At 44.9% G+C, this 214-nt stretch carries 1 protein-coding gene; it reads right to left on the reverse strand.

Annotated elements, in window-relative coordinates:
- Positions 1 to 214: hypothetical protein (locus tag NE619_RS18705; RefSeq protein WP_330640890.1), on the reverse strand; the 214-nt coding region annotated here is incomplete at both ends.

A 214-nucleotide genomic window follows, 5' to 3' on the forward strand; every position in this document is an offset into this window, starting at 1 on the left:
GTTCCAGCTTGCCATGTCATCCATGATGCATTCCGCCTTTTTGTTAAACCTCTTAATAAATCGGTCGCATCTTTGTGTTCCGAAGCCGAACTCGTCATGTAAGGTTGCCACGGAAAGGATTGTTACTGTGTCTACTGTCTGTTCTTTGATCTTGATTGTCGCCCTGTTAATGTCTTTTTTTGCTAAGGCGGTACGGATTCCGGTGACATTCCTG

This window comes from Anaerovorax odorimutans (assembly GCF_024459955.1).
Lineage (GTDB): Bacteria > Bacillota > Clostridia > Peptostreptococcales > Anaerovoracaceae > Hominibacterium > Hominibacterium odorimutans_A.